This is a genomic window from Thiocapsa sp., from assembly GCF_011390875.1.
Lineage (GTDB): Bacteria > Pseudomonadota > Gammaproteobacteria > Chromatiales > Chromatiaceae > Thiocapsa.
On record NZ_JAABRP010000003.1, the window covers coordinates 1 to 372 of the forward strand.

1 protein-coding gene is annotated in these 372 nt (G+C 60.8%); it reads right to left on the minus strand.

Annotated features, from left to right (window positions below):
- Positions 1-357 (minus strand): exodeoxyribonuclease III (locus GPT33_RS00375; protein WP_296804761.1); only part of this gene is annotated, 357 nt, incomplete at its 3' end.
- Between the last annotated feature and the right edge of the window lie 15 nt (positions 358-372).

Consider the following 372-nt stretch of genomic DNA (forward strand, 5'->3'; position numbering starts at 1 on the left):
GTCACGGCTCTCGCCCTGCTGAAAGTAGCCGTTGACGACCGTAATTTCGCCTCCGCCCGGTAAGGGATAGCAGCCGATGATCGCGCGACGTTGGGCGTCCTCGACGTCCCCCGGAAAGCCTTTGGCGACGGAGTGCGGCTCGACCTTGCTCAAGAGCGCGACACCGTAGTGCGACTTCTGACCGTGGAAGTGCGTCGCAAATCCAAGTCCCCGCACCAGATCGACCGGAAAGGCGTCGTCGGCGACCTTACACTCCTGCAGGCCAAGGACGTCCGGATCATGGGCAGCCTTGATCGCTTCGAGCTGATGGGGTCGCGCACGGATCCCGTTGATATTGAAGGATATTATCTTGTACACGACGAAGACGCTCGC